This is a genomic window from Streptomyces sp. ICBB 8177, assembly GCF_003144095.1.
In the GTDB taxonomy this organism is placed as follows: domain Bacteria; phylum Actinomycetota; class Actinomycetes; order Streptomycetales; family Streptomycetaceae; genus Streptantibioticus_D.
Genome location: NZ_NSKH01000018.1, coordinates 2,369,741 through 2,391,211, shown reverse-complemented (window position 1 = coordinate 2,391,211; position 21,471 = coordinate 2,369,741). Strand labels below are relative to the sequence as shown.

Annotated in this window: 22 protein-coding genes; 2 read left to right on the top strand and 20 right to left on the bottom strand. The window is 72.1% G+C overall.

What is annotated here, in order from left to right; genetic code table 11:
• Positions 1-94 precede the first annotated feature (94 nt).
• Positions 95-754 (top strand): endonuclease NucS, encoded by a 660-nt coding sequence (gene nucS / locus CK485_RS19285; RefSeq protein WP_109452205.1) that lies wholly within the window; start codon positions 95-97, stop codon positions 752-754.
• A gap of 80 nt (positions 755-834) precedes the next feature.
• Here nucS and CK485_RS28810 read toward each other — a convergent pair whose 3' ends face one another.
• From CK485_RS28810 to CK485_RS19270, 3 genes are all read right to left on the bottom strand, one after another.
• The gene (locus tag CK485_RS28810; protein WP_158288227.1) at positions 835-3,414 is read right to left on the bottom strand and encodes an ATP-binding protein; all 2,580 of its coding nucleotides are present in this window, start codon (positions 3,412-3,414) and stop codon (positions 835-837) included.
• Between the two features lie 245 nt (positions 3,415-3,659).
• Complete coding sequence (locus tag CK485_RS19275) at positions 3,660-4,010, bottom strand: STAS domain-containing protein (protein WP_109453274.1); 351 nt, start codon at positions 4,008-4,010, stop codon at positions 3,660-3,662.
• A 265-nt stretch (positions 4,011-4,275) separates the two neighbouring features.
• Entirely contained in the window at positions 4,276-5,124 is an 849-nt protein-coding gene (locus CK485_RS19270) for a 3-hydroxyacyl-CoA dehydrogenase family protein (RefSeq protein WP_109452201.1), read from the bottom strand.
• Positions 5,125-5,271: 147 nt separating this feature from the next.
• Here CK485_RS19270 and CK485_RS19265 point away from each other — a divergent pair, with 147 nt between their 5' ends.
• On the top strand, positions 5,272-5,844 hold the full coding sequence (locus tag CK485_RS19265) for a cob(I)yrinic acid a,c-diamide adenosyltransferase (RefSeq protein WP_109452199.1): 573 nt from the start codon (positions 5,272-5,274) through the stop codon (positions 5,842-5,844).
• A 269-nt stretch (positions 5,845-6,113) separates the two neighbouring features.
• On the opposite strand, the gene CK485_RS19260 is transcribed toward CK485_RS19265, so the two are convergent.
• The 17 genes from CK485_RS19260 to rpmE all read right to left on the bottom strand — a co-directional run bounded on the left by CK485_RS19260 (position 6,114) and on the right by rpmE (position 21,399).
• On the bottom strand, positions 6,114-6,560 hold the full coding sequence (locus CK485_RS19260) for a DUF2550 domain-containing protein (protein ID WP_109452197.1): 447 nt from the start codon (positions 6,558-6,560) through the stop codon (positions 6,114-6,116).
• 123 nt (positions 6,561-6,683) lie between these two features.
• Complete coding sequence (locus CK485_RS19255) at positions 6,684-7,061, bottom strand: F0F1 ATP synthase subunit epsilon (protein WP_109453272.1); 378 nt, start codon at positions 7,059-7,061, stop codon at positions 6,684-6,686.
• Between the two features lie 114 nt (positions 7,062-7,175).
• The gene (gene atpD / locus CK485_RS19250) at positions 7,176-8,630 is read right to left on the bottom strand and encodes a F0F1 ATP synthase subunit beta (protein ID WP_109452195.1); all 1,455 of its coding nucleotides are present in this window, start codon (positions 8,628-8,630) and stop codon (positions 7,176-7,178) included.
• A 4-nt stretch (positions 8,631-8,634) separates the two neighbouring features.
• The gene (locus CK485_RS19245; RefSeq protein ID WP_109452193.1) at positions 8,635-9,546 is read right to left on the bottom strand and encodes a F0F1 ATP synthase subunit gamma; all 912 of its coding nucleotides are present in this window, start codon (positions 9,544-9,546) and stop codon (positions 8,635-8,637) included.
• A 2-nt stretch (positions 9,547-9,548) separates the two neighbouring features.
• Entirely contained in the window at positions 9,549-11,120 is a 1,572-nt protein-coding gene (gene atpA / locus CK485_RS19240) for a F0F1 ATP synthase subunit alpha (RefSeq protein ID WP_109452191.1), read from the bottom strand.
• Between the two features lie 129 nt (positions 11,121-11,249).
• Positions 11,250-12,065, bottom strand: coding sequence for a F0F1 ATP synthase subunit delta (locus CK485_RS19235; RefSeq protein ID WP_109452189.1), 816 nt, complete (start codon positions 12,063-12,065; stop codon positions 11,250-11,252).
• Positions 12,062-12,601, bottom strand: a complete 540-nt coding sequence (locus CK485_RS19230) for a F0F1 ATP synthase subunit B (protein WP_109452187.1) — start codon at positions 12,599-12,601, stop codon at positions 12,062-12,064. Before CK485_RS19230 ends, CK485_RS19235 begins: the two co-directional genes overlap by 4 nt.
• Before the next feature lie 38 nt (positions 12,602-12,639).
• The gene (gene atpE, locus CK485_RS19225; protein WP_109452185.1) at positions 12,640-12,888 is read right to left on the bottom strand and encodes an ATP synthase F0 subunit C; all 249 of its coding nucleotides are present in this window, start codon (positions 12,886-12,888) and stop codon (positions 12,640-12,642) included.
• A gap of 76 nt (positions 12,889-12,964) precedes the next feature.
• Positions 12,965-13,771: a F0F1 ATP synthase subunit A gene (atpB, locus tag CK485_RS19220; protein WP_109452183.1), complete on the bottom strand. Its 807-nt coding sequence runs from the start codon at positions 13,769-13,771 to the stop codon at positions 12,965-12,967.
• Positions 13,772-14,056: 285 nt separating this feature from the next.
• Positions 14,057-14,512: a hypothetical protein gene (locus CK485_RS19215; protein ID WP_109452181.1), complete on the bottom strand. Its 456-nt coding sequence runs from the start codon at positions 14,510-14,512 to the stop codon at positions 14,057-14,059.
• 333 nt (positions 14,513-14,845) lie between these two features.
• A complete protein-coding gene (locus CK485_RS19210) occupies positions 14,846-16,156 on the bottom strand; it encodes an MraY family glycosyltransferase (protein WP_109452179.1) in 1,311 nt (436 codons plus the stop codon).
• 93 nt (positions 16,157-16,249) lie between these two features.
• Complete coding sequence (glyA, locus tag CK485_RS19205; RefSeq protein WP_109452177.1) at positions 16,250-17,617, bottom strand: serine hydroxymethyltransferase; 1,368 nt, start codon at positions 17,615-17,617, stop codon at positions 16,250-16,252.
• Positions 17,618-17,742: 125 nt separating this feature from the next.
• A complete protein-coding gene (locus CK485_RS19200) occupies positions 17,743-18,384 on the bottom strand; it encodes a protein-tyrosine-phosphatase (RefSeq protein ID WP_109453270.1) in 642 nt (213 codons plus the stop codon).
• Positions 18,385-18,395: 11 nt separating this feature from the next.
• Positions 18,396-19,043: an L-threonylcarbamoyladenylate synthase gene (locus tag CK485_RS19195; protein WP_109452175.1), complete on the bottom strand. Its 648-nt coding sequence runs from the start codon at positions 19,041-19,043 to the stop codon at positions 18,396-18,398.
• Positions 19,044-19,086: 43 nt separating this feature from the next.
• Positions 19,087-19,932, bottom strand: coding sequence for a peptide chain release factor N(5)-glutamine methyltransferase (prmC, locus tag CK485_RS19190; protein WP_109452173.1), 846 nt, complete (start codon positions 19,930-19,932; stop codon positions 19,087-19,089).
• Positions 19,933-19,974: 42 nt separating this feature from the next.
• Entirely contained in the window at positions 19,975-21,045 is a 1,071-nt protein-coding gene (prfA, locus tag CK485_RS19185) for a peptide chain release factor 1 (protein ID WP_109452171.1), read from the bottom strand.
• A 129-nt stretch (positions 21,046-21,174) separates the two neighbouring features.
• Positions 21,175-21,399: a 50S ribosomal protein L31 gene (rpmE, locus tag CK485_RS19180; RefSeq protein WP_109452169.1), complete on the bottom strand. Its 225-nt coding sequence runs from the start codon at positions 21,397-21,399 to the stop codon at positions 21,175-21,177.
• Positions 21,400-21,471: the final 72 nt, after the last annotated feature.

Genomic DNA, 21,471 nt, shown 5'->3' with positions numbered 1-21,471 from the left:
TTGTGTTCGAATGCGTGGCCTGTCACAGGAGTCCACCCCCGTCCCATCAGGCCGGATCGCGCCGGGGCTTCGGGTTGAAGTAGCGTGGGCGACCGTGCGTCTCGTCATTGCTCGCTGCTCCGTGGACTACGCAGGCCGGCTCACCGCCCATCTGCCCTCGGCCCCGCGACTCCTCCTCATCAAGGCCGACGGCAGTGTGTCGATCCATGCGGACGACCGCGCCTACAAACCCCTCAACTGGATGTCCCCGCCGTGCACCCTCAAGGAGGGCGACGGGGTCTGGACGGTGATCAACAAGGCCGGCGAACAGCTCATCATCACCATCGAGGAGGTCCTGCACGACTCCTCCCACGAGCTGGGCGTGGACCCCGGTCTGATCAAGGACGGGGTGGAGGCACACCTCCAGGAACTCCTGGCCGACCGCATCGAGACCCTGGGCGAGGGGTGGACGCTGATTCGGCGCGAATACCCCACCGCCATCGGCCCTGTGGACATCCTGTGCCGTGACGGGGACGGCGGCACGGTCGCGGTCGAGATCAAGCGGCGCGGTGAGATCGACGGCGTCGAACAGCTCACCCGGTACCTGGAGTTGCTCAACCGCGATCCTCGTCTCGCCCCGGTCAAGGGCGTCTTCGCGGCCCAGGAGATCAAGCCGCAGGCGCGGGTGCTCGCCACCGACCGCGGCATCTCCTGCGCGGTCCTCGACTACGACGCGCTGCGCGGCATCGAGGACGACAAGCTGCGCCTGTTCTGACTGACCGGCGGCAATCGCGCCGCGACGGACGAGCCCCGACGCCGCTGATGGCGTCGGGGCTCGGTCGTTTGGTGAGGGGGTTACGAGGGGCTGTCGGAGGCCGCCGGGCTCCCGGTGTCCGACGCGCTGGGGGCGCCGGAGTCGGTCCCCGTGGTCGTCGGGGCGGGGCCGCCAGCCGAGTCCGTTCCGGTGGGCGTCGTGGTCGTCGTGGGGGACGGCGTGGGCGTCGGGCTTCCGCTCGGGGAGGGAGATGCGGGCGGCGACGACTGCGTCGGCGGGGGCGGCGCCGGGTGCGAGTGCGACGGCGACGGCCTTCCGCCGCCGGACGGCGCGCTGCTCGTCCCCGTCGTTCCCGGGGCCGGGCTCGTGGTGGCCGAGCCGCTCGCGGAGCCACCGGAGGCCGAGGGCGACGGCGCCGGACCGCCGGACGCCGTCGTCGACGGAGTCGTCGAGGTGCCGGTGGTCGGGGTGGACGGGTCGGCGGGCAGGCCCGTGTTGTCGTCGTTCTGGGCCGCCGACCCTCCGCCGGGCTTGACGGTCATCGGGGTCGAGGGGTCACGCTGGGAGGTCGCGCCGAGGGTCACGACCGTGCCGAGGACGGCCACCAGGACCGCGCCGGCGCCCGCCGCGACGAGGTTGCGGCGGGTGGCGAGGTAGGGGAGGCGCCGCTTGTGGGCCGGTCCGCCCGCGCCGACCCGGGGGGTCAGGACGGTGACCGCCGCGTCCTCGACGTGCGGCGGTGTCGCGGCGGCCGCGGACACGATGGGCACGGTCGGCGGGACCAGCGGGGGGCGTTCGGTCTTCGCGAGTCGGTCCGGGGGCGCGGCCGCCGGGGGCTCGGCCCGTACCGGGGCGGGCACCGCGGGGCGGCCCGCGCGGTCGGTGACCAGGGCGAGGGTGCGGCGGCCCACGATGGTGCCCTGGCGGTCGGCCAGCACCCCGCGCATCCCGATCGACGCCTCCAGCTCCGTGCGGGCCCGGTCCAGGTTGCCGGTGCACAGCGCGAGGACGCCCAACTCGTGGTGGAAGTAGGCCTCCTGCGCGACGTCCCCGGCCAGCCGGGCGGCCTCCTGGCCGGCGCGCAGCGCCCGCTCCCACGCGCCCCAGTCGAGCCCGGCCGCGAACTGCGGTGCGGCGGCGCGGGCGAGCGCTACCGCGGACTCGTGGTGACCGGCGGCGCGGGCGGCGGCCATCGCGGCGAGCACGGCGTCCGCCTCGGCGGCGATCCGTTCCGCCGGGACCGAGGGGTGGCCGGTCCACCAGGCGTAGTGCGTGGCGGCGGTTCGCGCGTAGCCGCCGGTCTCCACGCCGCCCTCGGTCAGCTGGCCCAGCACGCCGGCCGCCAGCCGGTAGTGGGCGCCGCAGGACGTGACCAGGCCGGCCGCGAGCAGTTCGGCGAGCGCGGCGTCCGCGTGCTCGGCGCCGACCAGCGCGGGCAGGTGGGAGGGGTGCGGGCACTCGCCGCCGAGCGCCACGGCGAACCGCAGCGCCTCCTGCGCGTCGGGCCCGAGCCGGGAGGCGAGCAGGTCGGCGGGGGCGGCGGCCTCGGCGAGCGACGGCAGCCGCCCCGCGCCCTCGGGCGGCGGGGGTACCTCGCCCCGCGCCCCGTCGGCGGGCAGGTCCGTGCCGCCGGGCCGGACGAGGGCCTCTTCGGCCTGCCGCAGCAGCGCACCGGCCTGGACGAAGCGCAGCGGCAGGCCCTCGGAGGCGAACCACAGGTCGGCGGCCCAGGCGCTCTCCTCCTCGGACAGCTCGCGGCCGGCCACCCGGGCCAGCAGGGCGAGGCAGGCCTCCTGGGACAGGCCGGGCAGGAAGACCTCTTCGAGGTGGGAGTCGGGCAGCGGCGCGGCGACGTCGGGGGTGGCGGCGATGACGAAGGCGCACTCCGGCGCGGCGGCCAGCAGCGACTCCAGGGACGCGCCGCCGAACTCCACGTCGTCCAGCACGACGACGGCGCCGATCTCGCGCACCAGGTCCCGCAGCCGGTCGGCCCCTGGGCGGTAGGCGTCGGCGGTATGGACGGTGGCGTACAGGTCGTGCAGCAGGTCGGCGACGGTGCGGCGATGGCCGGCGAGGCGGATCACGCCGTCCGGGGCGAGGCCCGCGCAGCAGTCGGCGACGGCGTCGAGCAGCGCGGTGCGCCCGCAGCCCGCGGGGCCGGTGACGCGGACCGAGCGGCCCCGGGAGACCAGCTTGACCAGCCGGTCGGTCTCCTCGGCGCGCTCCAGCAGGGCCGGTTCGGAGAACGGGTGGCCGGTGACCGGGGCGGGCCGGGCGGCGCGGTCACGTGCGGCCCGGTCCTCGGCGTCGCGGCGGGCGACGGCCGGGGTCCTGGCGGGCGGGCAGCCGACGACCTCGCTGCCGTCGACCGGGTTGACGGTGAGCAGCAGGTCGCCCGCGACGACCTGGGCGACGCGGGTGGTCGCGCCGGTGCCGCCCGCGGCGGATATCAGCGGATCGCGGTACGCGGAGCGCCCGCCCGCCTCGTCGTCCAGGGCCGCCGCGTCGGAGGCGGCGGCGCGGGGGGTGCCGGCCGCACCGCCGCCCGCCGTGACCCCGCTGTCGAACACCGCTGTCAGGTCGCTCGCGTCGGGCGCGCCGCCGGAGGCCGCCGGGCCGGGCGCCTGGTGCTGCCGGGGTCCGTGGTTGTGTGGGTCCATCGTCTCCGCCCCCATATGCGTCGCGTACGGGCTGTCGTCGTAACGGAAGTCCGTACGTCCGCCTTCAGGACCGGTCCGGCTCCCCTCCACGGCGCGCCGGAGTCGACACGCCGGAAACCGAACCCTAAACCTTCGCAGACTACCTAAGGAAACCAGGGCCGAAGCGCCGCCCGGGATGCGGCTTTCGGGAGCGCGGGGGCGCGGAGTCGGAGCACGAGACGGATCGCGGGGCGCCGGGGCGCGCCTCAGGCGTGCGGGAGGGGGTCCGCCGGGAGCTCGTCGGCGGGCGCGGCGTCCAGGGGGCCGCCGTCGATGGTGAGGATGCGGTGCAGCCGGGTGGCGATGAGCAGCCGCTGCATCTGCGGCGGCACCCCACGCAGCACCAGCCGCCGGTTGGCGCGGCCCGCGCGGCGGTGGGCCCCCATGATGACGCCCAGGCCGGTGGCGTCCCAGGAGTCGAGGTCGGTCAGGTCGAGCACCAGGTCACCGTGGCCGGCGTCGAGCGCGGTGTGCAGCACCGCCCGGGCGTCCGCCGCGCTGCGTACGTCGAGGCGTCCCCCGACAACGAGCCGGGCGTGGTCGCCCTTGATGTGCATGCGCGCTCCCATTGGTGCTCCGGGGTTCGGTGACCCCCTCAGTCTCAACGCAACTGACGATCCGTCGCACCCCGGGGTTGCCGTCCGTGAGCGAACCGATACCGAATTCACTCCATGGGGTGATGGCGTGCGGTGGCCTCGGCGCTTCGCCGCTGCCGTGGGCGGTGGGCGTCGCCTGTCGGCGTCCACTCGGCCCACGGCGTGGCGACGGCGGGCCCGCGACTCAGTGGCCCGGGCCCGCGACTCAGTGGCCTGGGCCCGCGACTCAGTAGCGGTAGAAGCCCTGACCGCTCTTGCGGCCGATGTCGCCCGCGTCGACCATGCGCCGCATCAGCTCCGGCGGGGCGAACTTCTCGTCCTGCGACTCGGTGTAGATGTTGCCGGTGGCGTGCAGCAGGATGTCCACGCCGGTCAGGTCGGTGGTGGCCAGCGGGCCCATGGCGTGGCCGAAGCCCAGCTTGCAGGCGACGTCGATGTCCTCGGCGGAGGCCACCCCGGACTCGTAGAGCTTGACCGCCTCGACGACCAGGGCGGAGATCAGGCGGGTGGTGACGAAGCCCGCCACGTCGCGGTTGACGACGACGCAGGTCTTGCCGATCTCCTCGGCGAACGCCCGCGCGGTGGCCAGCGTCTCGTCGCTGGTCTTGTAGCCGCGCACCAGCTCGCACAGCTGCATCAGCGGGACGGGTGAGAAGAAGTGGGTGCCGACGACCCGCTCCGGGCGCTCGGTGACCGCGGCGATCTTGGTGATCGGGATCGCGGAGGTGTTGGAGGCGAGTACCGCGTCGTCGCGGACCAGCTTGTCGAGGGCGCGGAAGATCTCCTGCTTGACCTCGATCTTCTCGAAGACCGCCTCGACGACGATGTCGGCGTCGGCGACGGCGTCCAGGTCGGTCGTGGTGGTGATCCGGCCGAGGGCGGCCTCGGCCTGCTCGGCGGTGAGCTTCCCCTTGGCGACGAACTTCTCGTAGGACGCGGCGATGCCGCCCTTGCCGCGAGCCAGCGCCTCGTCGGTGACATCGCGCAGGATCACGTCGTAACCCGCCTGCGCGGAGACCTGAGCAATGCCGGAGCCCATCAGGCCGGCTCCGATGACGGCCAGCTTCTTCGCCACGAGACACACCCCACTGTCGACGTTGTTGGCCGGACCTTAACGCTCGTTCACGCCCCGGCGCAGCAGGAAGAGGCCCGCGTCACGGTGTGTTCTTCGCCGCACGCGCCCCGCGCACCCGGTGCGACGGCCTGACCTAGAGTCTGGCGCATGGTCAATCTGACGCGCATCTACACCCGCACCGGAGACGACGGCACGACCGCCCTGGGCGACATGAGCCGGGCCCGCAAGACCGATCCGCGCATCGGCGCCTACGCCGACGTGAACGAGGCCAACGCGGCGATCGGGGTGGCGCTGGCGCTGGGGGGCCTGCCGGAGGAGGTCGCGGCGGTGCTGACCCGCGTGCAGAACGACCTGTTCGACGTGGGCGCGGACCTGGCGACGCCGGTGGTCGAGGACCCGAAGTACCCGCCGCTGCGGGTCGAGCAGGCCTACGTCGACAAGCTGGAGGCGGACTGCGACCGCTTCCTGGAGCCGCTGGGGAAGCTGCGCAGCTTCATCCTCCCCGGCGGCACGCCCGGCGCGGCGCTGCTCCACCAGGCCTGCACGGTGGTCCGCCGCGCGGAACGCTCGACGTGGGCGGCGCTGGAGAGTCACGGCGAGGAGATGAACCCCCTCACCGCGAAGTACCTCAACCGCCTGTCGGACCTGCTCTTCATCCTGGCGAGGACGGCCAACGTGGAGCGGGGGGACGTGCTGTGGGTGCCGGGCGGGGAGCGGTGACTTCCCAGTCCCCGGTGACTACGACGGGCTGGGGGTCCGGGGGTTATCCCCCGGGAAAGCACAGCATCCTGGCGAGGACGGCCAACGTGGAGCGGGGGGACGTGCTGTGGGTGCCGGGCGGGGAGCGGTGAGGACGCGGCGGCGCGGGTAGGGAAGGTCGCGCCGGGCACGGTGACGCGTGGGTAGGTCGGCCCGCCTCAGGCCACGGTGACGCATGGGTAGGTCGGCCCGCCCCCAGCCACGGTGACGCGCAGGTACGTCGGCCCGCCTCAGGCCACGTTGACGCGCTGGCCGGGTGGGGCGGCCTCCAGCCAGGCCAGGAAGCCCGTCAGGGCGTCCTCGCTCATCGCCAGCTCCAGGGTCAGTCCCTGGTGCGTACAGGTCAGTACGTACGCGTCCGACAGCAGCGCCAGCTCCTCCTCGCCCTGCGGGGTGCGGCGCTGGACGACCTCGATCGCGGCGCGTTCCAGGACGCGCCGCGGCCGGGGCGCGTAGGAGAAGACCCGGAACCACTCGACGCGGTCACCGCTGTAGCGCGCCACGCCGTACACCCAGCCCTTGCCGGACGGCTGGGCCGCGGGGTCGCCGGGGAGGCGCAGCGAGCAGTCGAAGGTGCCGCCGGGGCGCTGGATCAGGCGGCGGCGCAGGCCGAAGACGAACAGGCCCAGGGCGGCGACCGCCACGACCACGCCGAACGCCTGCAGAGCGAGGACCATGCCCGTCGACCTCCTCGCCTCACGTCCGCCGTGGCCGGACCCGTATCAGAGAAAAAACCGCTCTCGTTGCGACCGGGCCGCGGACCGCCTCGTGAGCGGTCCGCGGCCTTGGGTCGCGTGGTGTCAGCGCGCGCCCGCGACAGCGCGCAGCCGGACGTCGGCGCGACGCTGGGCGGCGCCGTCGGTCTCCGACTTGGCGCGCTGCAGAGCCCGCTCTGCGCGCTCGACGTCGATCTCCTCGGCGAGCTCGGCGATCTCCGCGAGGATCGAGAGCTTGTTGTCGGAGAACGTGATGAATCCTCCGTGCACCGCGGCGACGACGGTGCCGCCGTCCGTGGTGCGGATGGTCACCGGGTCGGACTCCAGCACGCTGAGGAGCGGAGTGTGGCCCGCCATGATGCCTACGTCGCCCGACGCCGTGCGCGCGACGACGATCGTGGCGTCGCCCGACCAGACCTTGCGGTCGGCGGCGACCAGCTCGACGTGCAGCTCGGCCAAGATGGCTCCTCGGGTCTCCACCCGCCGGGGACGGCGGGTGTTGGGTCACAGGATAACGGGGTGCGGGAGAGGGGCGGGACCAGCCCGCCCCTCGTCACGCGTGATGGGCGCGAGGCGTCAGGAGACGCCCAGCTTCTTGGCGTTGGCCTTCAGGTCGTCCAGGCCACCGCACATGAAGAACGCCTGCTCCGGGAAGTGGTCGAACTCACCGTCGGCGATGGAGTTGAACGCCGAGACGGACTCGTCCAGCGACACGTCCGAGCCGTCGACACCGGTGAACTGCTTCGCCGCGTGGGTGTTCTGCGACAGGAAGCGCTCGATGCGGCGGGCGCGGTGGACGGTGAGCTTGTCCTCCTCGCCCAGCTCGTCGATGCCGAGGATCGCGATGATGTCCTGGAGGTCCTTGTACTTCTGCAGGATGCCCTTGACGCGCATGGCGGTGTCGTAGTGCTCCTGCGAGATGTAGCGCGGGTCCAGGATGCGGGACGTCGAGTCCAGCGGGTCCACCGCCGGGTAGATGCCCTTCTCCGAGATCGGCCGGGAGAGCACCGTCGTCGCGTCGAGGTGCGCGAAGGTGGTCGCCGGGGCCGGGTCGGTCAGGTCGTCCGCGGGGACGTAGATCGCCTGCATCGAGGTGATCGAGTGACCGCGGGTCGAGGTGATGCGCTCCTGGAGCAGACCCATCTCGTCCGCCAGGTTCGGCTGGTAGCCCACCGCGGAGGGCATGCGGCCGAGCAGCGTGGAGACCTCGGAACCGGCCTGGGTGAAGCGGAAGATGTTGTCGATGAAGAACAGCACGTCCTGCTTCTGGACGTCGCGGAAGTACTCCGCCATCGTCAGGCCGGCCAGCGCGACCCGCAGACGGGTGCCCGGCGGCTCGTCCATCTGGCCGAAGACCAGCGCGGTCTGCGGCAGAACGCCGGACTCGGCCATCTCCTCGATCAGGTCGTTGCCCTCACGGGTGCGCTCGCCGACGCCGGCGAACACGGAAACGCCCTCGTGCAGCTTGGCCACACGCATGATCATTTCCTGGATGAGGACGGTCTTGCCCACACCCGCGCCACCGAACAGGCCGATCTTGCCGCCCTTGACGTACGGGGTCAGCAGGTCGACGACCTTCAGGCCGGTCTCGAACATCTCGGTCTTGGACTCGAGCTGGTCGAACGCCGGGGCCTTGCGGTGGATCGCCCACCGCTCGGTGACCTCGGACTCCGCCTCCGGCTCGTTCAGGATCTGGCCGAGGGTGTTGAACACCCGGCCCTTGGTGACGTCGCCGACGGGCACGGTGATGCCCTCGCCGGTGTCGGTCACCACGGCCTGGCGGACCAGACCGTCGGTGGGCTGCATGGAGATCGCGCGGACCATGCCCTCGCCGAGGTGCTGGGCCACCTCGAGGGTCAGGGTCCGGGTCTCGCCCGCGTTGGCCGGGTCGGCCACGTCGACGTGCAGCGCGTTGTAGATCTCCGGCATCGCGTCGACGGGGAACTCCACGTCGACGACCGGGCCGATGACTCGCGAGACACGGCCCGTCGTGGCGACCGCCTCAGTGGCCGTCTCAACAGAGGTTGTCATGGTGTCAGTCACTCCCCGCGGTCGCGTCGGCGAGGGCGGAAGCGCCACCGACGATCTCGCTGATTTCCTGGGTGATATCGGCCTGGCGGGCCGCGTTGGCAAGCCGCGAGAGCGACTTGATGAGTTCCTCGGCGTTGTCGGTCGCCGACTTCATCGCCCGGCGGCGGGCGGCGTGCTCGGAAGCGGCCGACTGCAGCAGAGCGTTGTAGATCCGGCTCTCGACGTACCGCGGCAGCAGCGCGTCCAGCACGCCCTCGGCGGACGGCTCGAACTCGAACAGGGCCCGCGGTCCCGCGGGCTGCTCGGTCTCCTCCGACGCGGAGAGGCTGAGCGGCAGCATCCGGCGCTCGACCGGCGCCTGCGACAGCATCGAGACGAACTCGGTGAAGACGATGTGCAGTTCGTCCACGCCGCCCTCGGCGGTGTCCCGCGTGACCGCCTCGATCAGCGGATCGGCGACCCGCTTGGCGTCCGCGTACGTCGGGCTGTCGGTGAAGCCGGTCCACGACTGCTCGACGTCCCGGTTGCGGAAGGCGTAGTACGCCACACCCTTGCGGCCCACGACGTACGGCACGACCTCCTTGCCCTCGGAGCGCAGGCGCTCCGACAGCCGGTCGGCGGCCTTGATCGCGTTGGCGGAGTAACCGCCGGCCAGGCCGCGGTCGCTCGTGACGAGCAGCACCGCGGCACGGCGGGGGTTGTCCACCTCGGTGGTCAGCGGGTGCTTGTTGTTCGCACCCTGGGCCACCGCGGAGACGGCGCGGGTCAGCTCATCGGCGTACGGGGTCGACGCCGCCACCGCGCGCTGCGCCTTGACGATGCGCGCGGCGGCGATCATCTCCATCGCCTTGGTGATCTTCTTGGTGGCGGTGACGGAGCGGATACGGCGCTTGTAGACCCGAAGTTGGGCGCCCATGCTCAGCCCTCACCCAGCAGCTTGCCGTCCGAGGTCTCGAACTGCTTCTTGAAGGTGTCGACCGCGTCGGAGATCGCCTCGATGGTCTCGTCGGCCATCTTGCCGCCCTCGCGGATGCTGGTCAGCAGTTCCTTCTTCTCGCGCTCCAGCCAGTCCAGCAGCTCGCGCTCGAAGCGGCGGATGTCCTCGACGGGGACGTCGTCCAGCTTGCCGTTGGTGCCGGCCCAGATGGAGACGACCTGCTCCTCGACGGAGTACGGCGCGTACTGGCCCTGCTTGAGCAGCTCGACCATGCGCTTGCCGCGCTCCAGGGCCGCCTTGGAGGCCGCGTCCAGGTCGGAACCGAAGGCGGCGAACGCCTCCAGCTCGCGGTACTGGGCGAGGTCCACGCGCAGCCGGCCGGAGACCTGGCGCATCGCCTTGTGCTGGGCGGAGCCACCGACACGGGAGACCGAGATACCGACGTTGAGTGCCGGCCGCTGGCCCGCGTTGAACAGGTCGGACTCCAGGAAGCACTGGCCGTCGGTGATGGAGATGACGTTGGTCGGGATGAACGCCGACACGTCGTTGGCCTTGGTCTCGACGACCGGCAGACCGGTCATGGAACCGGCGCCCATCTCGTCGGAGAGCTTGGCGCAGCGCTCCAGCAGACGCGAGTGCAGGTAGAAGACGTCGCCCGGGTAGGCCTCACGGCCCGGCGGGCGGCGCAGCAGCAGGGAGACCGCGCGGTAGGCGTCGGCCTGCTTGGACAGGTCGTCGAAGACGATCAGGACGTGCTTGCCCTGGTACATCCAGTGCTGGCCGATCGCGGACCCGGTGTAGGGGGCGAGGTACTTGAAGCCCGCCGGGTCGGACGCCGGGGCGGCGACGATGGTCGTGTACTCCAGGGCGCCGGCCTCCTCCAGCGCACCGCGCACGGACGCGATGGTGGAGCCCTTCTGGCCGATGGCGACGTAGATGCAGCGGACCTGCTTCTTCGGGTCGCCCGAGCGCCAGTTGTCGCGCTGGTTGATGATCGTGTCGACGGCGAGGGCGGTCTTGCCGGTCTGCCGGTCGCCGATGATCAGCTGACGCTGGCCGCGGCCGATCGGGGTCATCGCGTCGACGGCCTTCAGGCCGGTCTGCATCGGCTCGTGCACCGACTTGCGCTGCATGACCGTGGGGGCCTGGAGTTCGAGGGCGCGGCGGCCCTCGGTCTCGATCTCGCCGAGGCCGTCGATCGGGTTGCCCAGCGGGTCGACGACGCGGCCGAGGTAGCCCTCGCCGACCGCGACGGACAGCACCTCGCCGGTACGGCGAACCGTCTGCCCCTCCTCGATGCCGCTGAACTCACCGAGGATGACGGCGCCGACCTCCCGCTCCTCCAGGTTGAGGGCGAGGCCGAGCGTGCCGTCCTCGAACTTCAGCAGCTCGTTCGCCATGGCCGAGGGAAGACCCTCGACCTTCGCGATGCCGTCGCCGGCAACGCTGACCGTCCCGACCTCCTCGCGCGAGGCCGCGTCCGGCTTGTACGACTGGACGAAATTCTCCAGCGCGTCCCGGATCTCCTCCGGCCGGATCGTGAGCTCCGCCATCTGGGTTCCCTGCTCTCCTTGTTGGGCCCGAAGTTACTCGCGGCGGTCCCGGCCCCGGGGCTCGTCCCCGGAGGACCTCCGCTACGGCCCAACCAGGGCCGCTTCAGTGCTATCTAGGTTGGTGGCCGGTCAGCCGGCCAGCCGCCGGGTCGCCTCTTCGAGGCGGCTGGCGACGGAGCCGTCGATGACCTCGTCGCCCACCCGCACGATGATCCCGCCGAGGACACCGGGGTCCACGTCGAGGTTCAGGTGCACCTGGCGGCCGTACAGCTTGGCGAGCGCCGCGCCGAGCCGCTGCTTGTGCTGGTCGGACAGCGGGATCGCCGTCGTGACCACCGCGACCACCCGGCCGCGGCGCGCCGCGGCCAGCTTGGAGAGGGCGTCGAGCCCCGCTTCCAGGCTACGGCCCCGCGGCAGCGCGACAAGACGCGCGACCAGCCGGGTCGTGACGGGCTGCGCCCGGCCGCCCAGCAGTCCGGTGATCAGCCCGGCCCGCGCCGAGCCCTCCGCGGCCGGGTCGCTGAGCGCGGCCCGCAGGTCGGGCGCGGAGGCGATGATCCGCGCGGTGCGGAACAGCTCGTCCTCCACGTCGTCCAGCACGCCGGCCCGCTGCGCGCCGATCAGCTCGGCGCTCTCGCCCAGCTCCTCGATCGCGTCGACCAGGTCGCGCGGGGCGGACCACCGGGACCGGACGAGGCCGGCCACCAGGTCGGAGGTCTCGCTGCGGACCTGACCGGACAGCAGACGCGTCACCAGCTCGGCCTTGGCCTCGCCGGACTGCGACGGGTCGGTGAGGATCCGGCGCAGCGACACCTCGCGGTCGAGCAGCGCGGTCACGGCGGCCAGGTCCTCGGCGAGCGCGACCACGTCGACGGCGGTGTTGTCCGTCAGCGCGTCGAGGCGCTCGCGCGCGGCGCCCAGGGCCTCGCGGCTCGCTCCGTTCATCGCGCCGCCTCGGCCTTCTCCTCAAGCTCGTCGAGGAAGCGGTCGATCACGCGGCTCTGCCGGGCGTGGTCCTCCAGGGACTCGCCGACCAGCTTGCCCGCCAGTTCGGTGGCCAGCTGGCCCACGTCCTGCCGCAGGGTCTGGGCGGCCTGGCGGCGGTCGGACTCGATCTGCGCGTGGCCGGCGCTGACGATCTCCTCGCGCTGGCGCTGGCCCTCGGACCGCATCTCGGCGATGAGCGTGGCGCCCTGCTCCTGCGCCTCCTGGCGCAGCCGGTTGGCCTCGTGACGGGCCTCGGCGAGCTGGGCCTTGTACTGCTCAAGCGTCCGGGTGGCGTCTTCCTGGGCCTTCTCCGCCCGTTCCAGGCCACCCTCGATCGCGTCGCGGCGCTCTTCCAGGGTCTTCTGGATGTTCGGCAGGAGCTTCTTTCCGAGGACGCCGAAGACGATGAAGAAGCAGAGCAGGCCGACGATCAGTTCCGTGGTGTCGGGGATGAGCGGGTTCTGCGCTCCTCCCTCAGCCAGGAAGGCGATCATGTCTGAACCTTTCGTCGAGTGGCTGGTGGGTAACTAGCTCACTTCTGGAAGATGAACGGCGCCACCAGGCCGAGAAGCGCGAGCACCTCGCAGAGGGCGAAGCCGAGGAACATGTTGGTGCGGATGATGGGCATGGCCTCGGGCTGACGGGCCATGGCCTCGATGGAGTGGCCGAAGACCAGGCCGATACCCACACCCGGGCCGATCGCGGCGAGACCGTAGGCGACGGCGCCCAGACGGCCGGCGGTGGTGGTGGAGGCGGCGAGGTTGACAAGCTCGAGAGACATTTCCCTGTCTTCCTGTGTGATGCGGTCCGCTGGGGGGCTTCCCGGCGGAAGTCTGGTGAAGGGGTCGATCCGGGGGTCAGTGACCCTCTTCGAGCGCTCCGCTGATGTAGATCGAGGCGAGCAGCGTGAAGATGTACGCCTGCAGGAACTGGATCAGCAGCTCGAAGGCGGTCATGCCGGCCGCCAGGACGAAGGAGCTGCCCGCGACCGCCGACATGATCGACGGGGTCAGCAGGTACCAGCTCGCGACGCTGAAGACCACGATGAGCATGTGGCCGGCGAACATGTTGGCCCACAGCCGCACCGCCAGGGTGAACGGGCGCAGGATGACGTTCTGCAGGAACTCCAGCAGGACGATCAGCGGCACGATGGGCTTGGGCAGGTTGTCCAGCCAGACCAGGTTCTTGACGCCGCCCCGGAAACCGTGGGTCTTGAACGTCAGGAACATGTAGGTGATCCACACCAGCAGCGCCAGGCCCACGGGGAAGGCGAATCGCGACGCGACGGGGAACTGCGCGAGCGGGATGATGGACATGATGTTCATCAGCCACACGAAGAAGAAGATCGAGGCGAGGAAGGGGACGTACTTGTCGCCCTTCTTGCCGATCACCTCGCGCGCGATGCTGCGGGCGATGAAGTTGTAGCCGATCTCGCCGACCAGTTGCAGCTTGCCGGGGACCAGCTTCGGCTTGCTGAAGGCCGCCCAGAAGAAGCCGACGACGATCAGCATGCAGATGACCGCGAGGAGCATCGGCTTGGTGAAGTCGACGCTCCCGATGCTGAAGATCGGCTTGAAGTCGAACGAGTTGAGGCCCGGCGCGGGAAATGCACAGTGCGCGTTGATGTGGCATCCGCTCTCAGCGAGCAGCGTGTGGGCACTCACCCGTGACTCCTTCGTCGTGACGCATAAGTAACTGCAACCTTGTGTGTCAGCGCGGCTGGTGGAGCCGCTGGTCGGCACTGGGGACATGGCGTGGCGGAGCCACCGCGGTCCACTAGGAGCCTGCACCGAAGACCGGGCACCCGGGACCCGTGCCGCGCAAACCGATCCGGGTCCGAGTACACCGCTGGCCGAGGGGGCGGCACCCTCTTCGAACCAGAGGGGCCCCCACGGCCGGATGCGATTCCGGACGATAGCAGATGGGGATCAAGCGGCTTTACCCGCCCCTTATACGCCATCGCCGGACTCCGTCTTCACCAGGTCCGCGTCCCGCTTGGCCGGCACGGAGGGCTTGGGGTCGACGTAGAGCATGCGGCTGGTGAGGGTCTGCTTGACCTGTCCGCCCACCCAGGCGAGCGCGGTGACCAGCAGGCTGATTCCGAAGGCCCGGGGGCTGAAGAGGGTGGTTCCGCTGAAGACGACGATGAAGACGCCGATGACCAGGATCTGCACCGTGTAGACCAGGAGGCCGGCCATCATCGCGGCCTGCGGCCGGTCCTGGGTGAGGCGCATGACCGCCCAGGAGCCCAGGCCGAAGAAGACGGCGACCACGGCGAGCGCGACGGCACCACCGATCAGGCCCTTGCCGCCCGCGACGAGCGCGCTGACGACAGTGGCGACGATTCCCACCGGGGCGGCGACGATCGCGGCGCCCCGGAGGATCCGGGCGTCGTTGGACTGCATGGGGGGCAGCTCCGGCGGGGGTCGGGGGCGGGTGGCGCGTGCCTGGACGAGCGTCGGCCCGGGCGGCGGGCCGTGTCGATCGAGGATAAGGCCGGGCGGGGCGCCTCCCGTCCCGCGGTCGGGGAGCTGAGAGGACCGCGGCCGCGCGACCAGTGCTGAGGAATCGGCTCTGGCCTTCGGCTCACGTCCCGGCTTTCGTGAACGGTATCACAAACTATTTGATGAGGTCTTTACCTACCTCGTGTGCTCACTGTCACACTTGGGGGTTACAGATGAGCGCTTTCGGCTGACCGCCGTCGGGAGCAGCCGGTTCGCCCGGATGGCCCTGTTTCGTCACCTGATGCTGGTGACGCTCTGTCGGTCCGTCTGCGGCGCACGGTCGCCGATCGCCGTGGCGCCGTGCAGCCCGGTGAGCGTCCCGGTCTCGCGGACCGCCGCGTCGGCGGCGTCCGCCGCGGTCGTGGCGGCCGAGCGGGCGCCAGCCCGGTAGCGCGGGGGCAGGAACCCCTCGGCCCAGCGCGGGGCGCGCGGCTTGAAGCGCGGGGAGAGCAGGACGACCAGGCCGAGCGCGCTCAGCACCACCACGACCAGCAGGATCCACATGCTGGAGGAGCGGGCCGAGAAGGCCACCGTGCCGAACGCGATCAGCGCCGACCAGAAGTACATGATCAGCACGGCCCGGCTGTGCGAGTGCCCGATCTCCAGCAGCCGGTGGTGCAGATGGCCGCGGTCGGCGGCGAACGGCGACTGCCCGTTCCAGGTGCGGCGCACGACGGCGAGCACCAGGTCGGCGGCCGGGATGGCGATGAGGGTGAGCGGCAGCAGCAGCGGGATGTAGACCGGGACCATCTCGTGCACGGTGCTGCGCAGCGACCCGGTGGTGTTGGTGATCACGTCCGGGTCGACCTGCCCGGTCACCGAGATCGCGGAGGCCGCCATGACCAGGCCGATCAGCATCGAGCCCGAGTCGCCCATGAAGATGCGGGCCGGGTGGATGTTGTGCGGCAGGAAGCCCGCGCACATGCCGACCAGGATGGCGCTGAACAGGGCCGCGGGCGCCGCCTGCTCGACGCCGTAGCCGAACCACAGGCGGTAGGCGTACAGGAAGAACGCGATCGCGGCGATGCACACCATGCCGGCGGCCAGGCCGTCGAGGCCGTCGACGAAGTTGACCGCGTTGATGGTGATGACCACCAGCGCCACCGTCAGCAGCGTCGACTGGATCGGGCTGAGCGCGACCGGCCCGACGCCGGGCACCGGCAGCCACAGGATGGTGAGCCCCTGCATCACCATCACGCCGGCGGCGATCATCTGGCCGCCGAGCTTGATCAGCGCGTCCACGCCCCACTTGTCGTCCAGCACGCCCAGCAGCCAGATCAGCCCGGCGCCCGACAGCAGGGCGCGCGGCTCGTTGGAGAGCTTGAAGACGTCGCTGAGGTTGGTCAGCTGCGAGGCAACCAGCAGACCGGCGCACAGGCCGCCGAAGAGCGCGATGCCGCCGAGCCGGGGCGTGGGCTCGCGGTGCACGTCGCGGGCGCGGATGGCCGGCATCGCCCCCGCGGCGATGGCGAACTTCCGCACCGGGCCGGTCAGCAGGTAGGTGACCGCCGCTGCGACGCAGAGTGTCAGGAGGTATTCGCGCACGGTGTCACACCTTATTCGCCTCCGAGCGGGGAGCGTGAACAAAGGTGAGGACACACAGGAACCGCGAACGGTTGCACCTCGTCTTCACAAAGCTCACGTCCGTCCCGCCGGGCGCTGCGCCCCGAGCGCCGCGGCGCGCTCGGGGCCGCCCGCCGGATAGGGCGGGAAAGCGCAGGCCAGGGCCGCGGCGTCGGCGGCGACACCGGGTTCCTCGCGCAGCGCGCGGGCCACCAGGGACGCGATCTCGGCCATCTGGGACTCCCCCATGCCCTGGGTGGTGACGGCCGCCGTGCCGAGTCTCACACCGCGCACCAGGCCGGGCGGGGCGGGCGGTCGCAGGTCGCCGGGGAGCGGCACCTTGTCGAGGTAGACGCGGGCGGCGGCGCACCGGCCGCGGGCGGCGAGGCCGCCGCCGGGGCACAGCGCGGTGACGTCCGCGGTGACCAGGTGGGTGTCGGTGCCGCCGGTCTGCGGGGTGACGTCCTCGGCGGCGAGCGCGGCGGCCAGCGCGCGGCCGTTGGCCACCGTGCGCCGGGCGTACTCGCGGAACGCGGGGCTCGCTGCCTCGCCGAGCGCCACCGCGGTCGCCGCGACGCTGTGCATCTGCGGGCCGCCCTGGGTGAACGGGAAGACCGCGCGGTCCACCCGCTGCGCCAGCTCCGCCCGGCACAGCAGCAGGCCGCCGCGGGGCCCGCGCAGCGTCTTGTGGGTGGTGGCGCACACCACGTCGGCGTACGGCACCGGACTCGGCGCCGCGCCGCCCGCGACCAGGCCGAGGGTGTGGGCGGCGTCCACCACGAGGTAGGCGTCCACCTCGTCGGCGATCGCGCGGAAGGCGGCGTGGTCGATGTGGCGCGGGTACGCGATGGAGCCTGCGACGATCGCCTTGGGGCGGCGGGCCAGCGCCAGGTCGCGCACCTCGTCGTAGTCGATGAGCCCGGTCACCGGGTCGACGCCGTACCCGGCGAAGTCGAACCACCGGCCGGAGAAGTTGGCCGGGCTGCCGTGGGTGAGGTGGCCGCCGTGCGGCAGCGACATCGCCAGCACCGTGTCACCGGGCACCAGGAGGGCCGCGTACGCCGCCAGGACGGCCGAGGAGCCGGAGTACGGCTGGACGTTGGCGTGGTCGGCGCCGAAGAGCGCGCACGCCCGCTCCACCGCGATCCGCTCGGCGAGGTCGACGAGTTCGCAGCCGCCGTGGTGGCGCCGGCCGGGGTAGCCCTCGGCGTACTTGTTGGCCAGCGGCGAGCCGAGGGCGGCGAGCACGGCCGGGGAGGCGAAGTTCTCGGCGGCGATCAGCTGGAGCCCGGCCGTCTGCCGTTCGTACTCGGCCAGCAGCACTCCGGCCAGCTCCGGGTCCTGGGCGCGCAGCGCCTCGAAGTCGGCCGCCTGCGGCCCGTACGTGGCCGCGGTGGCCCGACCGGGCGGGCGAGCGGGCTGGGTGGTCCTGGCAACCGTCATAACGGCCGCTCCCGGCGTGCGTTGGGGTACGGCCCCTGGCGGGGCCATGGTCCAACTGTAGGCGCGCGGGGCGGGGCGCGCGCTGCGGCCGTGCTCCGTTCAGCGGTCCGGCGGGGCGCGTGTCGTCAGGAGTGCGCGGGGGCGGGTACGCCGGTGAGCGCGGTGACCACCGGGTCGAGCGCGGTGTGGATCTCGGCGCCGATGTGCCGGAAGACGGTCACCGGGGCGCCGTACGGGTCGTAGACCTCGTCGGCCTCGGCGCTGGGGGCCAGCAGCCAGCCGCGCAGCGCCGCGGCGGCCCGCACCAGCGCGCGGGCGCGGTCGATGACGCCGCCCTCGGGCAGCGTCGCGGGGTCTATGGCCCGCACCAGCCGGGTGAACTCCTTGAGCGTGAAGGTGCGCAGGCCCGCGGCGTGGCCCATCGAGATGACCTGGGCGCGGTGGTCGCGGGTCGCGGTGAGCACCAGGTCGGCCTCGATGACGTGCTCGTCGAGCAGTTCACGCCCGCTGAAGCCGGCCGGGTCGGCGCCGTACTCGGTCAGCACGGTGGCCGCGTGCGCCTCCATGGGCGCGCCGACGTGGCCCCAGGTGCCCGCGCTGCGCACCGCGATCTGCTCGGCCCCGGGACCGAGCCTGCGGCGCAGCTCCAGGCGGGTCAGCCGCTCGGCGATCGGCGAGCGGCAGACGCTTCCGGTGCACACGTACAGCACCCGGAAGCGGTCCGCGCCGAAGGGGCCGCCCTCGGTGTCCCGGGTGTCCCGTCGCACGTCGGGACCGGTCAATTCGACTCCTGAAGGTCGGGCACGACCTTGCGCAGTTCCTCGGCGCTGATCGCGCCGGCGCGCAGGAGGAGCGGGACCGGGCCGGTGACGTCCACGATGGAGGACGGCACGGCCGCCGGGGTCGGGCCGCCGTCGAGGTAGACCGAGACGGAGTCGCCGAGCATCTCCTGCGCGGCGTCGCAGGTCTGCGGCGAGGGGTGGCCGGTGAGGTTGGCGCTGGAGACCGCCATCGGGCCGGTCTCGGTGAGCAGTTCGATGGCGACCGGGTGCAGCGGCATGCGCACCGCGACGGTGCCGCGCGAGTCGCCGAGGTCCCAGGCGAGCGACGGCTGGTGGCGGGCGACCAGGGTGAGCGCGCCGGGCCAGAAGGCGTCGACGAGTTCCCAGGCCTTCTCGGAGAAGTCGGTGACCAGTCCGTGCAGCGTGTTGGGCGAGCCGACCAGCACCGGGGAGGGCATGTTGCGGCCCCGGCCCTTGGCCTGGAGCAGGTCGCCGACCGCCTCGGCGGAGAACGCGTCGGCGCCGATGCCGTAGACGGTGTCGGTGGGCAGCACCACGAGTTCGCCGCGGCGCACGGCGGAGGTCGCCTCGCGCAGCCCGGTGGCGCGGTCGGCGGCGTCGGAGCAGTCGTAGCGGCGAGCCATCAGCGGTCCTCCAGGGGGGCGTGCGGTGCGGTGGGGCGCGCGGTCACGGGGTCGCCTTCCGGGCGGTCGTGAAGCGGGGCCGGTTGTTGAGGTCGCGGTGGTCGGCGGCGTCGGCCCAGCCGGTCTCCTCGTTGAAGATCCACGGGACCTGCCCGCCCTGGGTGTCCGCGTGCTCGACGACGACCAGGCCGCCGGGGCGCAGCAGCCGGTGCGCGGTGCGCTCGATGCCGCGGATGGTGTCGAGGCCGTCCTCGCCGGAGAACAGGGCCAGTTGGGGGTCGTGGTCGCGCGCCTCGGGGGCGACGTACTCCCACTCGGTGAGCGGGATGTACGGCGGGTTGCTGACGACCAGGTCGACGTGGCCGTTCAGCTCGGGCAGCGCGGTCAGCGCGTCGCCCTGGTGCAGCACGACGCGGGAGCCCTCGACGTTCCTGCGGGTCCAGTACAGCGCGCCCTCGTCCAGCTCGACGGCGTGCACGCGCGAGCGCGGGACCTCCTGGGCGAGCGCGAGCGCGATGGCGCCGGAGCCGGTGCACAGGTCCACGATGACCGGTTCCGCGACGTCCATCGCGCGTACCGCGTCTATCGCCCAGCCCACCACCGACTCGGTCTCCGGCCGGGGCACGAACACCCCGGGTCCCACCTGGAGTTCGAGGTAGCGGAAGAACGCGCGGCCGGTGATGTGCTGGAGCGGCTCGCGGTTCTCGCGCCGCGCGACGGCCTCCCAGTAGCGGGCGTCGAAGTCCGCGTCGGGCACGTTGTGCAGCTCGCCGCGCTTGACCCCGTGCACGTACGCGGCCAGTTCCTCCGCGTCGAAGCGCGGGGAGGGCACGCCGGCGTCGGCCAGCCGCTGGGTGGCCTGCGCCACCTCGGCGAGCAGCAGGTTCACGGCCCTAAGCTCCTTCTCCTGGGCGGACGTACGAGGCGTCGCTCACTGGGCGGCGGCGAGCTTGGCCGCCGAGTCGGCGTCGACGCAGGCCTGGATGACCGCGTCGAGGTCCCCGTCGAGGACCTGGTCCAAGTTGTACGCCTTGAACCCGACCCGGTGGTCCGAGATCCGGTTCTCGGGGAAGTTGTAGGTGCGGATGCGCTCCGAGCGGTCGACCGTGCGCACCTGGCTGCGGCGGGCGTCGGACGCCTCGCGCTCGGCCTCCTCCTGGGCGGCGGCCAGCAGCCGGGAGCGCAGGATGCGCATCGCCGACTCCTTGTTCTGCAGCTGGCTCTTCTCGTTCTGGCAGGAGACCACCAGCCCGGTGGGCAGGTGCGTGATGCGCACGGCGGAGTCGGTGGTGTTGACCGACTGGCCGCCGGGGCCGGAGGAGCGGTAGACGTCGACGCGCAGGTCGTTGGGGCCGATCTCGACCTCGACCTCCTCGGCCTCCGGGGTGACCAGGACGCCGGCGGCGGAGGTGTGGATGCGGCCCTGCGACTCGGTGGCGGGCACGCGCTGCACGCGGTGGACGCCGCCCTCGTACTTCAGGCGGGCCCACACGCCCTGGCCCGGCTCGACGGTGCCGCGCGCCTTCACGGCCACCTGCACGTCCTTGTAGCCGCCCAGGTCGGAGCCGTTGGCGTCGAGGATCTCGGTCTTCCAGCCGAGGCGTTCCGCGTAGCGCAGGTACATCCGCAGCAGGTCGCCGGCGAACAGCGCGGACTCCTCGCCGCCCTCGCCCGCCTTGACCTCCAGGATGACGTCCTTGTCGTCGCTGGGGTCGCGCGGGACCAGCAGCAGGCGCAGCCGCTCGGTCAGCTGTTCGCGGTGCCGGTCCAGCTCCTTGACCTCGGCGGCGAACTCCGGGTCCTCGGCGGCCAGTTCACGGGCGGTCGCGATGTCCTCACCGGTCTGCTTCCACTCCCGGTAGGTGCCGACGATCGGGGTCAGCTCCGCGTAGCGCTTGTTGAGCTTGCGCGCGTTCGCCTGGTCGGCGTGGACCGCCGGGTCGGCAAGCGTCTTTTCGAGGTCGGCGTGCTCGCCGATCAGTTCCTCGACCGCCTCGAACATCTTCGGGTTCCCTCGTGGGTACGGGATGGCGCGGGATCAAACGGGATGGGGCAGGGATGGAGCGGGGATGACAAACGCCGGTTCCGGCCGCCCCGCGACGGGGACGGCCGGGAACCGGCGTGCGGGCCGCTACTTCTTGGCGGAACCGGCGTTCTTGCCGAAGCGGGCCTCGAAGCGGGCCACGCGGCCACCGGTGTCGAGGATCTTCTGCTTGCCGGTGTAGAAGGGGTGGCAGGCCGAGCAGACGTCGGCACGGATGGCGCCGTCGGTCTTGGTGCTGCGGGTGGTGAACGAGGCGCCGCAGGTGCAGGTGACCTGGGTCTCCACGTACTCCGGGTGAATGTCGCGCTTCAAGGGTGCTCCTAGGTTTCGGGAGGGCTCCGGGTCGAGGCGCGGGATTGCGCATCGTGAACCGGGGCCAGCGGA

What these genes read in the sequence shown, in the direction of transcription:
- CK485_RS28810 (WP_158288227.1), bottom strand. Translation starts at nt 3,414, where the DNA reads ATGGACCCACACAACCACGGACCCCGGCAGCACCAGGCGCCCGGCCCG.
- CK485_RS19275 (WP_109453274.1), bottom strand. Translation starts at nt 4,010, where the DNA reads ATGCACATCAAGGGCGACCACGCCCGGCTCGTTGTCGGGGGACGCCTC.
- CK485_RS19265 (WP_109452199.1), top strand. Translation starts at nt 5,272, where the DNA reads ATGGTCAATCTGACGCGCATCTACACCCGCACCGGAGACGACGGCACG.
- CK485_RS19260 (WP_109452197.1), bottom strand. Translation starts at nt 6,560, where the DNA reads ATGGTCCTCGCTCTGCAGGCGTTCGGCGTGGTCGTGGCGGTCGCCGCC.
- atpD (WP_109452195.1), bottom strand. Translation starts at nt 8,630, where the DNA reads ATGACAACCTCTGTTGAGACGGCCACTGAGGCGGTCGCCACGACGGGC.
- CK485_RS19245 (WP_109452193.1), bottom strand. Translation starts at nt 9,546, where the DNA reads ATGGGCGCCCAACTTCGGGTCTACAAGCGCCGTATCCGCTCCGTCACC.
- atpA (WP_109452191.1), bottom strand. Translation starts at nt 11,120, where the DNA reads ATGGCGGAGCTCACGATCCGGCCGGAGGAGATCCGGGACGCGCTGGAG.
- CK485_RS19235 (WP_109452189.1), bottom strand. Translation starts at nt 12,065, where the DNA reads ATGAACGGAGCGAGCCGCGAGGCCCTGGGCGCCGCGCGCGAGCGCCTC.
- CK485_RS19230 (WP_109452187.1), bottom strand. Translation starts at nt 12,601, where the DNA reads ATGATCGCCTTCCTGGCTGAGGGAGGAGCGCAGAACCCGCTCATCCCC.
- atpE (WP_109452185.1), bottom strand. Translation starts at nt 12,888, where the DNA reads ATGTCTCTCGAGCTTGTCAACCTCGCCGCCTCCACCACCACCGCCGGC.
- CK485_RS19215 (WP_109452181.1), bottom strand. Translation starts at nt 14,512, where the DNA reads ATGCAGTCCAACGACGCCCGGATCCTCCGGGGCGCCGCGATCGTCGCC.
- glyA (WP_109452177.1), bottom strand. Translation starts at nt 17,617, where the DNA reads ATGACGGTTGCCAGGACCACCCAGCCCGCTCGCCCGCCCGGTCGGGCC.
- CK485_RS19195 (WP_109452175.1), bottom strand. Translation starts at nt 19,043, where the DNA reads ATGGCTCGCCGCTACGACTGCTCCGACGCCGCCGACCGCGCCACCGGG.
- prfA (WP_109452171.1), bottom strand. Translation starts at nt 21,045, where the DNA reads ATGTTCGAGGCGGTCGAGGAACTGATCGGCGAGCACGCCGACCTCGAA.